The 12,502-nt window shown below is 58.0% G+C and carries 14 protein-coding genes and 1 pseudogene; 7 read left to right on the top strand and 8 right to left on the bottom strand.

Features of this window, described 5'->3' with window-relative positions; genetic code table 11:
- Positions 1 to 31 precede the first annotated feature (31 nt).
- Both PSQ19_RS02705 and PSQ19_RS02700 read left to right on the top strand, forming a co-directional pair.
- Positions 32 to 973, top strand: coding sequence for a 3-hydroxyacyl-CoA dehydrogenase NAD-binding domain-containing protein (locus PSQ19_RS02705; protein ID WP_282219526.1), 942 nt, complete (start codon positions 32 to 34; stop codon positions 971 to 973).
- A 125-nt stretch (positions 974 to 1,098) separates the two neighbouring features.
- A complete protein-coding gene (locus PSQ19_RS02700; protein WP_282219525.1) occupies positions 1,099 to 1,248 on the top strand; it encodes a hypothetical protein in 150 nt (49 codons plus the stop codon).
- Between the two features lie 78 nt (positions 1,249 to 1,326).
- Here PSQ19_RS02700 and PSQ19_RS02695 read toward each other — a convergent pair whose 3' ends face one another.
- From PSQ19_RS02695 to PSQ19_RS02685, 3 genes are all read right to left on the bottom strand, one after another.
- Positions 1,327 to 1,917, bottom strand: coding sequence for an enolase C-terminal domain-like protein (locus PSQ19_RS02695; protein ID WP_282219524.1), 591 nt, complete (start codon positions 1,915 to 1,917; stop codon positions 1,327 to 1,329).
- Positions 1,904 to 2,350: an enolase-like domain-containing protein gene (locus tag PSQ19_RS02690; RefSeq protein WP_282219523.1), complete on the bottom strand. Its 447-nt coding sequence runs from the start codon at positions 2,348 to 2,350 to the stop codon at positions 1,904 to 1,906. The genes PSQ19_RS02695 and PSQ19_RS02690 overlap by 14 nt, the downstream gene beginning before the upstream one ends.
- A 314-nt stretch (positions 2,351 to 2,664) precedes the next feature.
- Complete coding sequence (locus PSQ19_RS02685) at positions 2,665 to 3,609, bottom strand: MurR/RpiR family transcriptional regulator (RefSeq protein ID WP_282219522.1); 945 nt, start codon at positions 3,607 to 3,609, stop codon at positions 2,665 to 2,667.
- 252 nt (positions 3,610 to 3,861) lie between these two features.
- Between PSQ19_RS02685 and PSQ19_RS02680 the strand changes: the two genes are divergently transcribed.
- The 5 genes from PSQ19_RS02680 (at position 3,862) to PSQ19_RS02660 (ending at position 7,173) form a co-directional block, all read left to right on the top strand.
- A complete protein-coding gene (locus PSQ19_RS02680) occupies positions 3,862 to 4,209 on the top strand; it encodes a hypothetical protein (protein WP_282219521.1) in 348 nt (115 codons plus the stop codon).
- A gap of 21 nt (positions 4,210 to 4,230) precedes the next feature.
- A complete protein-coding gene (locus PSQ19_RS02675) occupies positions 4,231 to 4,485 on the top strand; it encodes a hypothetical protein (RefSeq protein ID WP_282219520.1) in 255 nt (84 codons plus the stop codon).
- Between the two features lie 10 nt (positions 4,486 to 4,495).
- Positions 4,496 to 5,305, top strand: a complete 810-nt coding sequence (locus tag PSQ19_RS02670) for a hypothetical protein (RefSeq protein ID WP_282219519.1) — start codon at positions 4,496 to 4,498, stop codon at positions 5,303 to 5,305.
- A gap of 78 nt (positions 5,306 to 5,383) precedes the next feature.
- Positions 5,384 to 6,163, top strand: coding sequence for an SDR family oxidoreductase (locus PSQ19_RS02665; RefSeq protein WP_282219518.1), 780 nt, complete (start codon positions 5,384 to 5,386; stop codon positions 6,161 to 6,163).
- Positions 6,164 to 6,174: 11 nt separating this feature from the next.
- On the top strand, positions 6,175 to 7,173 hold the full coding sequence (locus PSQ19_RS02660; protein WP_282219517.1) for a Gfo/Idh/MocA family protein: 999 nt from the start codon (positions 6,175 to 6,177) through the stop codon (positions 7,171 to 7,173).
- Between the two features lie 14 nt (positions 7,174 to 7,187).
- Here PSQ19_RS02660 and PSQ19_RS02655 read toward each other — a convergent pair whose 3' ends face one another.
- The 5 genes and pseudogenes from PSQ19_RS02655 to PSQ19_RS02635 form a co-directional block, all read right to left on the bottom strand.
- Positions 7,188 to 8,399 carry an amidohydrolase/deacetylase family metallohydrolase gene (locus PSQ19_RS02655; RefSeq protein WP_282219516.1) on the bottom strand — a complete coding sequence of 404 codons (1,212 nt, stop codon included), beginning with the start codon at positions 8,397 to 8,399 and terminating at the stop codon, positions 7,188 to 7,190.
- An 84-nt stretch (positions 8,400 to 8,483) separates the two neighbouring features.
- Positions 8,484 to 9,570: pseudogene (locus PSQ19_RS02650) on the bottom strand (Gfo/Idh/MocA family oxidoreductase).
- Positions 9,571 to 9,636: 66 nt separating this feature from the next.
- Positions 9,637 to 10,794: an ABC transporter substrate-binding protein gene (locus PSQ19_RS02645; RefSeq protein WP_282219515.1), complete on the bottom strand. Its 1,158-nt coding sequence runs from the start codon at positions 10,792 to 10,794 to the stop codon at positions 9,637 to 9,639.
- 63 nt (positions 10,795 to 10,857) lie between these two features.
- Positions 10,858 to 11,703 carry an ABC transporter permease gene (locus PSQ19_RS02640; RefSeq protein ID WP_282219514.1) on the bottom strand — a complete coding sequence of 282 codons (846 nt, stop codon included), beginning with the start codon at positions 11,701 to 11,703 and terminating at the stop codon, positions 10,858 to 10,860.
- Positions 11,704 to 11,712: 9 nt separating this feature from the next.
- On the bottom strand, positions 11,713 to 12,450 hold the full coding sequence (locus PSQ19_RS02635) for an ABC transporter ATP-binding protein (protein WP_282219513.1): 738 nt from the start codon (positions 12,448 to 12,450) through the stop codon (positions 11,713 to 11,715).
- Between the last annotated feature and the right edge of the window lie 52 nt (positions 12,451 to 12,502).

Raw genomic sequence — 12,502 nt, 5'->3', positions numbered from 1 at the left:
GAAACCGGGATTATTCAAAAAGGGGATCGCAATGTCCGTCTCGGAAATTCGCACCGTTGCTGTAGTTGGTACCGGCACGATCGGTGCTAGTTGGGCGAGTCTGTTTCTGGCCAAAGGCCTTACCGTCCGTTGCTATGATCCATCGCCCGATGCCGAAAAGCATAGCCGGGCATTCGTCGAGCGTGCTTGGTCCGCATTGGCGCAATTAGCGCCGGTACCCCCACTTGATCACGCCCAGGCGCGGCTAAGCCACCACCCAAGCGTTGAAACTGCGGTCGACGCCGCAGACTTCGTTCAGGAGAACACGCCGGAACTCCTCGACCTCAAGCGTAAGGTGTTGACGGAAATAGAGGCCGGACTGCGCCCTGACGTTGTCATTGCCTCATCAACGTCTGGCCTCATGCCGTCGACAATGCAGGAGACTATGGCACGACCAGAAAGGTTCCTGGTCGGGCACCCCTTCAATCCACCGCATCTGTTGCCACTCGTCGAGGTGGTCGGCGGTCGCCATACCAGCGCACAGTGCGTCACGACGGCCATGGAATTTTATGGGCTGTTGGGCAAGCGTGCGATCCACATCCGCAAGGAGATAAACGGACACGTCGCCAACCGCCTGCAGGCGGCATTGTGGCGCGAGGCAGTTTTTCTGGCAGCGGAGAACGTGGCTTCGGTCGCCGATATCGATGCTGCGGTGGCCTCAGGCCCTGGCTTGCGTTGGGCATTGATGGGCCCCCACCTGACCTTGCACCTGGCCGGCGGCGAGGGCGGCATCGAGCATTTCGTTGATCATTTAGGTCCGGCGTTTACTGCATGGTGGGCTGAGCTTGGGACCCCTACGCTTGACCCTTCCACCCGCGACCTGTTGGTGGCAGGCATTAGCCAGGGCGTGGGATCGCAGAGCGTCGCCCAACTTGCTGAAGACCGTGACAAAGCGCTGATAAAGCTGCTGAGGGCGATCAAACCCCTATCGTGAAATCAATCACGAGGCAGTCCTCTCATTTTTAGGGAGGACCAGATATTGAGCTCCGCTCCGAAAATCGGCAACGGACATAAGCTGAGACTTGTTCTCCGCTGATCTTCATACAAAGGAGATCAGAAATGTCTGAACGCAAGCCTCGTCGCTCGGAACTCAAAGCCAATGTCACGTTGGGCGCATTGAAGGGTGAGGACTGCCCAGTTCGGGCAGCGGGAGCGCCCACAGCCACTACCGACAGCTACCAATTGGTCAGTGCGCCATCAGCCCGGTAGAAGATGGGCAGACTTTCCTGGCTGAAGGGATAGCGTTTGAGACCTTCCCAGTCGACCTCGAGACCCAGACCGGGCGCGTCAGATGCATACAGCCAGCCATCGTCCCACCGATGCGAGGCTGACGATCACGTCCGACAGACTCTCGCCCGGCCGGCGCGGGAGTTCCTGAACCAGCATATTAGAGGTGGCGAGATTGAGATGCAGGCATGCCGCGGTCGACACTGGCCCGATCGGATTGTGCACGGCGATGTCGATAAAATGGGTTTCGCACCAGCCGGCAATCTTGCGCGATTCGGTGAAGCCGGCGGCAATGCACACATCGATTCGGGCATAGTCGATGAGTTCCTCTTCAATCATTGCGCGGAACTGCCATTTGGTGCCCAGCTGTTCGCCAGCGGCGATGGGAACGGCGGTCTGATCGCGCAACCTACGGTAGGATTCTGGATTCTCGACCCGCAGTGGATCCTCGATGAACATGGGTCGATAGGCTTCCACGCCACGGCACAGGCGGACCGCGTCGGGCACGCTGGTGCGGGTGTGGGCGTCGAAAGCCAACTCGATGTCTGGTCCCAGTTCTGTTCGCAACAGACGGAATGCCTCGATGGTCCAGTCCACCGCCTTATGGGGCTCGTAGAGCGCGCTGCCGAATGGGCCACTATCCCAGCGCAAGCAGTTCCACCCCTCGGCGACCCGCTGCTTGGCAATCCCCAGCAGGCTCTTCGGGCGTGGCAGCAGCCATATGGCAATAGGTCTCCACCTTGTCGCGAACCTTGCCACCCAGCAACTGATAGATGGGCACACCAAGCGCCTTGCCCTTGATATCCCAAAGGGCAATGTCAATTGCGGCGATGGCCGCGGTCAGCACCTGGTTGGATGGGTGAAACCCACTGCGCCACATCAGCTGCCAAAGATGTTCGGATCGCATGGGATCGGCTCCCAGCAGCAGGGGTTCCAGCGCTTCGACAATACCCGCAACACCCCACTCACGCGACGTGAGCCCGCCTTCACCGATCCCCACAATACCTTCATCGGTTTCGACCTTGACGAACAGCAAAGTGCGCCAATCCTTGACCAGATAAGGCTTAACAGCGACGATTTTCATGTCAGCATTCTTTCAGGGTTTGATCGGGCGACATCGATTGGTCACCATGTGAGTTGCCAGTGCGACATTGATGATGTGGACAACATTTTTAGTCAACATCGCGTGACGATAGTCGGTCAGAGATTGCCAGCGTTTTCCACCCGTCCAACCTCGGCTCAGATTGCAGTTGGCAGCGCTGCTGTTACTGCCTGGGAATTGCAGCTTTCGGGACAGCAAATTCTGAGAGCGAACGACCGAGAGGGGTGTGAACGCCGAATTTGGGCTTTTTGCGGTTCGGTTCCTGCATACTGTCTGGCCTCGCGCGCTAAGTTTTTCTATTCGCGATCTCCCAGCGCCTGCATGACCAAAGTTGGGTCGGTCGATGGCGTAGGAATGGCGATTCCTATGGTCGAAAGCGTGTAGCGAACTCGACGCAACGCCTGTCGCCCGCGTTCACCAAGGCGGCTTGCGACGCCGGTTGCGAGGGTGTCGATGACGGCCATATGCGCGTAGCGCGATGGCGTGGGCGCGAGCACATCGTCATCCTCGGCAATTACGATAGGGATGGTGATGGCAACGGCGTGGGCCAATGGCGTATCGGGTCGGGTCAGCGCAATCGTCGTGGCCCCGAAGGAAGCAGCGATCCGTGCTGCCTCGACAACTGGCTTTGAGCGACCGCTATTTGAGATCGCAAATACGACATCGTCCGGCTGCAAGGTTGCTGCCGACATCCGCTGTTGATGCCCATCAGTGTAGGCCGATACCGGAATACCGAGACGAAACAGACGTAATTTGGCGTCTTCTGCCATGACAGCAGATCCCCCGCCCTGCCCGTAAATATCGATCCGCCGCGCCGTCGCCATCGCGTCTATCGCCTGACCGACGGCAATGGTGTCGAGTTGCTCGAGACAATCGCGCACGGCATTGGCGGCGCGCTGCATCACGCTCTTGGCCAGTTGACCAATATCGTCGTCAAACACGCGGTCCGATTTGAGATAGGCCGAGGCCACGGCCAACGTCGTTGCCAGACTAATCTTGAAGTGGTTGAACGAGGCGCATCCTACCGAGCGGGCAAATCGGGTGACGCTGGGCTGGCTGACCCCAGCGCGTGATGCAAGGTCCGCAATCGTCAACCTGGTGGCTGCGTCATAGTCCTGCCGCACGGCGGCGGCGACCCGCCGTTCGGCAGGCGACAGCAGATCCTCTGCCCTTTGCATACGTGAAATCAAATCAATCTCGACATTAGTAGCTGCTTGATCGACGGTTGTTTTTTTGACCATTCAACCCACTCCAAAACCTGAAATATAATTACAGAGTTCGCGTGGCGTCGCAAATATCAAAAGTGCGTCACCTCGGACGCATGCCGTCTGACGCGCGTTTTCAGTGAGCAGATGCCGGGTTTTGGCTCGATTTCGCCATATGACAAGCAACTGGAAATTACCTCTTGCGAGTCCGCGGATTGTGTAACATGATTTCACAGCGCTCTGGCTCGGCTGCGCCAACTGAGCGGATTGCTGTTTCGGAGGTGCGCCGTGTCTACCTTTGTGTTTGACCATGTTGGGATCACCACCACGGAGCCGCAGCCGCAGGAAGACTGGGTAGAGCAAAGCCGGATCTGGGTCACCAATCCCAAACAGCATCCCGAACACATCGAATTTTTGCGCTACGCGCCCGACAGCACTGTGCCGGCCGCCGTGCGCGACAATCCGCATGTGGCCTATCGTGTCGATGACCTGGAGTTGCACCTGGCTGCACCTGGTGTCGAAATCCTGATTCCCCCGTTCATCGTCGGCGATTTCCTCGAGGTGGCCTTCGTGCGCAAGCACGGAGCGATCTTTGAGTATATGCGCTATCTGAAGGAAGGTTGGTTCGGCAATTGAGCTACAAGGCGCTCTACACCTATGCCTGGGACTTGGCCGAAGTCGGCGTGCCACAGGCTATCACCCAATTTCGCGAGCCTAGGACTCGACACTGTCACGATTGCCGGCAGTTATCATGCTGGCAAGTTCCTTCGGCCACATGGCAAGGCCGGAAAAGTGTACTTCCCCGAGGACGGGACGGTCTATTTCAACGCCAATCCAGCGCGTTATGGCGCAATCAAACCGGTGGCCAACACGATGCTCGGGCAGATCGATATTCTGCGCGAGGCTGACTGATGGGGGGGACATGCAGATCAACGTGTGGCTGGTATTGCTGCACAATACAGCACTGGGCATGGCGCATCCCGATTCGGTAGTCCGCAACGCCTTTGGCGACCCCTACTATTACAATCTATGCCCGTCAGCACCCGAAGCACGCGCCTATGCCATCGGGCTCGCCAAAGACGTCACAGAGACCTATCCCGTGGCAGGGATATCCCTGGAAGCACCGGGGTTTACCCCATATGCGCATGGCTATCACCACGAATTTGCGTTGTTGCAATCCAATCCGTGGCTCGAAAACATGCTGGGCCTGTGTTTTTGCGAGCATTGCATTGCCGGTGCCGAACTGATGGGAATCGATGCCCGTCGCCTCAAGGCGCAGGTGGCAGCAGACATCGCGCACTATTTTGACAGCGACGTGGATTTTCCCACCGACATGGCCGACGCCTTCTGGCGGGCCGATATCGTGTCCGACGGCGATCTGCGCCGCTTGCTTGACTACCGCAGCGGCGTGGTGACGGCGCTCGTGGCTGAGATACGCGCGACAGTACGCGCCGATGCGACGGTGGCGGTAATTCCGTCAGTCGCGCGGCCGACGGGCGGCGCCTGGTATGAAGGCAGCGATCTCAAGGCCTTGGCCGAGGCAACCGGCATTGTCGAAGCTTGTTTTTATGAGCCCAGCGCTGCGCGGGTCGCGGCCGATCTTTTCGACATCAAGCGGCGGCTGCGCGGCAATGGCACATTGCGTGCCATATTACGTCCTTCATACCCAGACCTCGCCAGCAAGGGCGAATTTTTGGATGCCGTCGCGGCATTGCGAGGCTGGCGGTGTTGACGAGTTGGCCTTTTACAATTGGGGCCATTTGCGACCGCGCAATCTGGCCTGGATTGGCGAAGCCCTCAAGGACAACTCATGAGCGCCGATTTCGCCGGAAAGACCATTGCCATTACAGGTGCCGCCGGTGGCATCGGGCAAGGCCTGTGTCGGTTCTTTGGCGCGCAAGGGGCGACCATCGGCGCGATCGATCGCAGTGACGCTGTGCTGGAGCTCGCAGCGGCACTTCAAGCCGATGGAATCTCCATCCAGGCCGCCGTGGCGGACATTGCATCGCCCGACACGGCGCGTGCAGCAATTTCTACATTCGGCGACGTGCATATTCTGATCAACAATGCCGGGCTATCGCGTCACGCCACAATTGCCAAAACCGACCCGGCGGGGTGGGAAGAGGATATCAGCGTCAACCTCAACGGCGCTTACAATTGTGCTCATGCCGTATTGCCACAGATGGTTGAGCGTCAGGGTGGCGCCATCGTCAATGTTGGTTCGGTCAATGGCCTGCAAGCCCTTGGTGATCCGGCCTATAGCGCCGCAAAAGCTGGCATGATCGCGATGACCAAGGCGCTGGCCTTGGAATATGGTCGCTACAACATTCGCACCAATATCGTGTTGCCAGGAACGGTGCGGACGCCTCTATGGGACGCGAGAAAAGCCAAAGATCCCGACGTGCTCAAGACGCTGGAGCGCTGGTACCCACTGGGTCGTATTGTTGAACCCGACGAGGTGGCCCGTGTGATCGCTTTCTTGGCTTCTGACGCTGCGAGTGCCGTTACAGGCGCCGCCATTCCGGTCGATTGCGGTCTGACGGCCGGAAATATCGTGATGACGCGAGAAATAACACTGGAAGATTTCTGAAAGGACGACAAATGGACAAGTTGCGCATCGGCGTAATCGGCCTCGGCTGGTTCGGAGAAATCCACTGCGACACCATCATCGGCCTGCCTAACTTGGAACTGGCCGCACTGTGCACCCGTACCGAGGATCGGCTATCGGCCTTGGCCGACAAGTTCGGTGTGGCCAAACGCTACCAGGACTACAACGACATGCTGGCGGACCCGGACATCGACGCGGTATCTATCTGCACCATGTGGGACCAGCATACCGAACCTGCAATCGCCGCGCTAAAAGCGGGCAAGCACGTGTTTTTGGAAAAACCCATTGCCTCGACAGTCGAGGATGCAAAGAAGATCGTCGCCGCGGCTAAAGGCGCCAAGGGTATCTTGTTTATCGGGCACATCGTGCGCTTCAATCCACGCTATCGCGCCGCCAAGCAGGCGATTGAAGCGGGACGCATCGGCAAAATCGTCGCCATGAGTTCGCGCCGCAATATTCCCGCCGCCTGGACTCCGACCATCCTTAACAAGATTGGCCCGATTGTCGGTGATGCCATACACGACACCGACATCATGTTGTGGCTGACACAAGATCGCATCGTTTCAGCCTATGCCCAAACCGTCGACGTGCGCGGCCTCAAAAACCCAGATATCGGCCAGACCATGTTTCGGTTCGCCGGTGGCGCGACTGCGACGCTGGAAACAGTGTGGTGCATGCCTGAAAAGACGCCGTTCGATATCGACGAGCGCATGTCGATCATTGGGACCGAAGGCATTATCCATATTCAGGATACCTTTCCCAACCTTGGGATTGTCGATGCAGACCGGCTGCATTCGCCCGATATCACTTACTGGCCAATGTTCGAAGGCGTCCGAGGCGGCGCGCTGCGCGATGAATTTGCCTATTTCACCAATTGCGCATTGACGGGCACCACGCCCACGGTTGGAAGACCCGAGGATGCCGCCGCGGCGCTTGAGGCGACGCTGGCGGCCGAGGAGTCGGCGCGCACCGGCAACGTGATCCGACTTTAAGACGGCCCCCCGGCTCAGTGCTGGTGGTTGTGGTGACCGCCGGGAATGAAAGGTTCCTCGAAGGGGCGGCGGGAAATCTCCATGGACTTGCCTGCAAGATAGACGCGTTCAGGCTGGAGTAGCGTCGTGCCTTGGCGGCGCGTGCCGACCACATCCTCAAACACGTAATTGCTGTCCATCTGGCGTAGCACGGTAATGTCGGCAATGGCGCCGACGCCCAAATGACCGAGTTCTGGATGACGAATAGCCAGCGCTGGTCGGTTGGTCGACATGCCGATAACCTGTTGCAGCGTCAGGCCACAGTTAAGCAGTTTGCTCATAGTGTGCAGCAAATCAAACCCCGGACCTTCAACCGCAATCACATGCACATCGCTGGAGATGAGGTCTGGGGGGAAATCGGCAGCGAGGGCCGACTCTGCGGTGGCATAACCAAATGCCCCCATGCCGTGGGCGATGTCGAACAAAACGCCCCGTTCGCGCGCCGCGCGAATTTCGGGAAGGATTTGGCCATCGGTTCCCAGTGCAGAGTTGGGATCGGGTCGAAAACAATGAGTCAGGATATCGCCGGGCCGCAGCATGGCCACAACATCGGCATAACTTGGCGGCGGTCCCCCGATATGGGTCATTAAAGGCAGACCGACTTCATTGGCCGCCTCCAGCGCAAGCTCAAGTGCCCCGAGGCCGAGTTTGCCGGTCACCGGTCCGCCGATGCGCACTTTCACCCCAATTATGCGATCACGATTGGCTTCGATCTTGGCGACGCAACGGTCCACTGGCAGCATTTCACGCAGAGTCGCTTCGCCGATGGATATGCCCTTGTCGAAGCCAAAAATGCCGGGAAATGAAACGTTCAGGAAGGCGAAAATCCGGTAGGGCGAGTGAGCCATCACATAGTCGCGGAACCCGTCGTAATTGCCGGCACCCGCACTGCCGGCATCGACCAGCGTCGTCACGGCAGAGCGGCGCGCGATCATACCAGGATCGACGCTGAGTGAGGTCGCCTTGTGATAGACGTGGGTGTGGATGTCGATCAGGCCGGGCGCAACGATGCACCCGACAAGGTTTTCGACTCGTGCGCCGGCAGTTGGTAGATCGGGTCCCAATGCAGCGATTTTGCCATCGCTGATCGCGATATCAAACACCCCATCAACGCCGTTGCGTTCGTCCATTACGTGGCCGCCGCGCAGCACCAGATCGAAGCCCTTGGCAGTTGCCGGTTCAGTCATTGCTATTCTCCCTGTGCATCGCCCAACGCGGCAGGACACAAGCCAATCGCTAGAGCAGACTGCGGGATGATTGAAAGGACTATGTCAGGCCAGATCGACCGTACGCCCTTCATTGATGCTTTGCTCGGCCGCGAGCACAATACGCAGGCTATTGACCGCGGCATCCATCTGTTCGGTCAGATCGATGTCCTCAAGGATGGACTTCAGGAAAAACGCCTGCTCGCGGTCGCACAATTCCTGGTGCCCGGGCTCGTCGTTCATGGTGAAAATCTCGTCGTTCTTGACGAAATTCTTGTCGGGCCCGACTTCGGCGTGGTGGTAGCGAATGGCGTCGGTTTTAGTGTGCTGATCGATGTCGGCGGAGTCCGATAGGCTCCTCAAGCTTGCTTTTTTCATCCGATGGCGCGGGAACGATGGAAACCGCACCCTTCGGGCCAACGACATCTTTCACGAAATAGGCGACCTCGCTCATCATCGGGCCCCAGCCCGCTTCATACCAGCCGACTGAACCATCATCGAAGGTCACATGCAGGTGGCCGTAGTTGGGCTTGTCGGCTTCCTCCCACAATTTGGCGCCGATGCCGTGAACCCGCACCGGCTTGGCGCCCGTCAACTGGCACATCACGTCAACATAATGCACGCCGCAATCGACGATCGGTATCAGCGAGTCGATGAGGTTTTTGTGCCACGCCCACGCAGTGCCACTGCTTTGCTGATTGAGGTTCAGGCGCATGACCAAAGGCTTGCCGAGCGTGCGGCCCAGTTCTATGAACTTGATCCAACTTGGGTGCACGCGCAGAATATAGCCCAGCACCAGTTTCCTGTTTTTTTCGCGGGCCAGTTTCACCACAGCCTCAGCGTCGGCGATATTGGTGGCCAAGGGTTTTTCCATGAACACATGGGCGCCAGCATTGATCGCCTTGATCGCATATTCGGCATGGCTGTTTGGCCATGAGTTGATCGACACCGCGTCGGGCCTGGTTTCGGCTAGCGCTGCGTCATAGTCTTCGAACAAGGGGTAGCCGGTCAATTCGGCGGGGATCTCTTTGCCCTTGATCGACCGGCTCATCAATCCGACGATTTCGAAGCCGTCATTGCGGTGATAGGCGCTTGCATGGGACTTGCCCATGTTGCCAAGACCAATGACGAGTACCCTAACCTTGTTGGGCATACCGCCCTCCCCTTGTGAATTGCCATTAAACGCGGGCGGCTCGAGACCGCCCGCGGCAGTTTAGTGTCAGGATACGGCCTGATCGAACAAATGAGACCTCACTTCATCGATGTCGACGGCAGCGAGTTCGGCAGGAAGTTCGTAGGCAGCGGCATCGGCTTTAACCTTTTCGTGATCAAAGTCGTTTGCCGCCTCGATCAACTCATTGGTGCAGACGTCCTCGGCCTTGATCGGATTGCTGACCTGCTTGAGTTTGTAGATCTCGTCGAAAAAGATCTGCCAAGCCGCCATATCGTGGTCGCCCCAGCCTTTGCGCTTTGACATGTCACCGCGCACGACGTTGCTCTGCTGCAAGATCGACATGGCACCCAGATCCGGCCCAATATTGGAGGCCAGCGACGGGAACTGCTGAAATACAGCATCGACAGCGGCCATTGGATTATGGGTCGCAAACTCGAGACCCATCGACCAGGCACGCAGGTACTTGATCAAGAAGGCTTTTTTGTCTGGGTCCTCAAGGTCTTCAGCGCGGACGACGTAGGTGTTGGCAAACAACGGCGAGCGCTGCACACCAAGCCAGTATTCGAAGTCCAGACCAGATCCGATCCACTCGGCCCGCAGCCCTTCCCAAGCGAGAGCGGCATCCCCCTGGCCAGCGGCAAGCGCTGTGCCCCAAGTGGGCCAGCCGGCTTCGACATATTTGATCTTTGTGATGTCCACTCCGTGAACCGCCAGCATCGGATCAACAATCGACTGCCACGCCGCAGAACCGAGTAGAATGGTTTTTCCCTCAAGGGTTTTGAGGTCATTGGTGCCCTCGCCTTTGCGGAAAGCCAGACTGAACGTATCAAGCGCGCCCCAATGGTAGGCGGACTTGAGTTTCATGCCGTTCTCGAGAGCGAAAGCGAAAATGCCCGGTGACGGGAAGCCCATGTCGGCCTGGCCAACATCGACAAACTTGACCGTCGCGGTGCCGTCGGACGGGCCGGGCTGCAATTCTTCATCGACTCCCAGATCGTCGAAGTAGCCCATTTTTTTGCCGATCCAATAGCCGTAGTCGTCGAGCACTTCGAGCGTGCCGCGCGGCGAGATCCATGTGAATTTCGAGTACGGAGCTGCGGCGGCGTCGCGAACGCCTCCCAGTACGGTGGCCGTAACGACGCCTGCGGCTGAGACTTGCAGAAAGGTGCGGCGGGTCAGGCCGTGCAGCGAAAATCTGTCCATGTTATTCCCCTGTTGATGGTCGTTTCGTAGTCCTTTCCTGCCATTCACGGGCAGGCCTTTGCCTCAGGCCTCCCAACTTGCAAACTTCTTCCCGAGCAGGAAGAAGAGCACATAGATGAGAATGCCAAGGATCGAGAGGATCAGCACCACAGCGAAGAACTGGGGCATCTGGATCATAGAAGAATAGGAGGTGAGACGGTTGCCAAGGCCAAAACCACCCCCAACCATTTCGGCGCCGACGGCAGTCAGCAGTCCAAAAATCGAACCAACCATCAAGCCGACAAAGATCATGGGCAGCGCCATAGGCGCGCGAATTTTCCAGAATATCTGCAGCGTTGATGCGCCATAGGAGCGCGCGAGCGCGATCTTTCCGCGATCCACCCGGCGAAAGCCTGTTGCAGCGTTGATCATCACCATTGGCCCGGCTGCCAATGCAACAGCGATAATGCGCGGCGTATAACCAAAGCCGAAGCGCAGGATCAGTAGCGGGACCAAGGCCAACATGGGAGTGGTGACCAATAGCAGGATATAGGGGGTAATGATCTTTTCGGCGAACGGAAACTGAGTGATCACCGCGGCAAGGATCAACCCGACAAGCGCGCCAATGCCAAAGCCGGAAAACAGTTCTACCAGCGTGTGCCCGAGATGGGGCAGGATGAACCAGAAGTCGGTGACCAGCGCCACCGCGATCTCGCTGGGCTTGGGCATAACGTATTGCGGCACGGCAAAAATATTGAGCACCAGTTCCAGACCACCAATAACAATCACCGCAACCATAACAATGATTGCAACGTCGCGTACCGACTGAATGCCCGGTCCGGCAGCGAGCGCCGACATATTGGAGACGCCGACCCCACCGGCTTTGCTTTCCGATTTTGAGAACTGCGGGATGGCATCGGTGCTTTCCATTGGGCTCTCCTAACCAGTGGCCTTGACGACAGAACCGGATCTGCCCGCCATGCTTTTCTGATCGCCGATGATCTCTTTTTTGATGACGTTGGTAAGATCGAAAACGTCCTTGGTAGACATGATTTCCATGGACCGCGGCCGCGCAAACGGAACCACATGTTCGCTGGCAATCCGGCCGGGCCGCGCACTCATCACGATCACCCGGTCGGCCAGGAAAATGGCCTCCTCGATTGAGTGGGTGATGAGTACGATCGTGGTGTGGGTATCGAGATAGATTTCCTCGACCAGATGGTTCATTTCCTCACGCGTGAATGCATCAAGCGCCCCGAAGGGCTCGTCCATCAGCAGCACGGACGGTTTGAAAGATAGCGCCCGAACCAACGCGACGCGCTGCTGCATGCCGCCAGAAAGTTCGGACGGCATACGGTGTTCAAAGCCCTCCAGGCCCACCCGATGCACGAGTTGGGCAATCCACGCCTTGTCGGGTGCCTGCCCCATAATTTCGAAAGGAAAATTGATATTGGCCTCGACGGTGCGCCAAGGCAGCAGATTGGCATCCTGAAACACCATACCAATATCCCGGCTGGGTTTGGTGATCGGCTTGCCATCAAGCTGCACCTCGCCGGAACTCAGGCCATGCAATCCCGACATCGACCACAGCAATGTCGTCTTGCCGCTACCGGAAGGTCCAACGACGCAAACAATCTCACCGGCCCGCACATCAAGATCACAACGGTCAATTGCCAACAGGTCGCCAGACGCAGTGGGGTAAACCTTCGTGGCCTGTCGCACCCTAAGC

This window comes from Devosia algicola, assembly GCF_028816455.1.
GTDB lineage: Bacteria > Pseudomonadota > Alphaproteobacteria > Rhizobiales > Devosiaceae > Devosia > Devosia algicola.
This window is presented reverse-complemented; position numbering and strand designations above follow the sequence as displayed.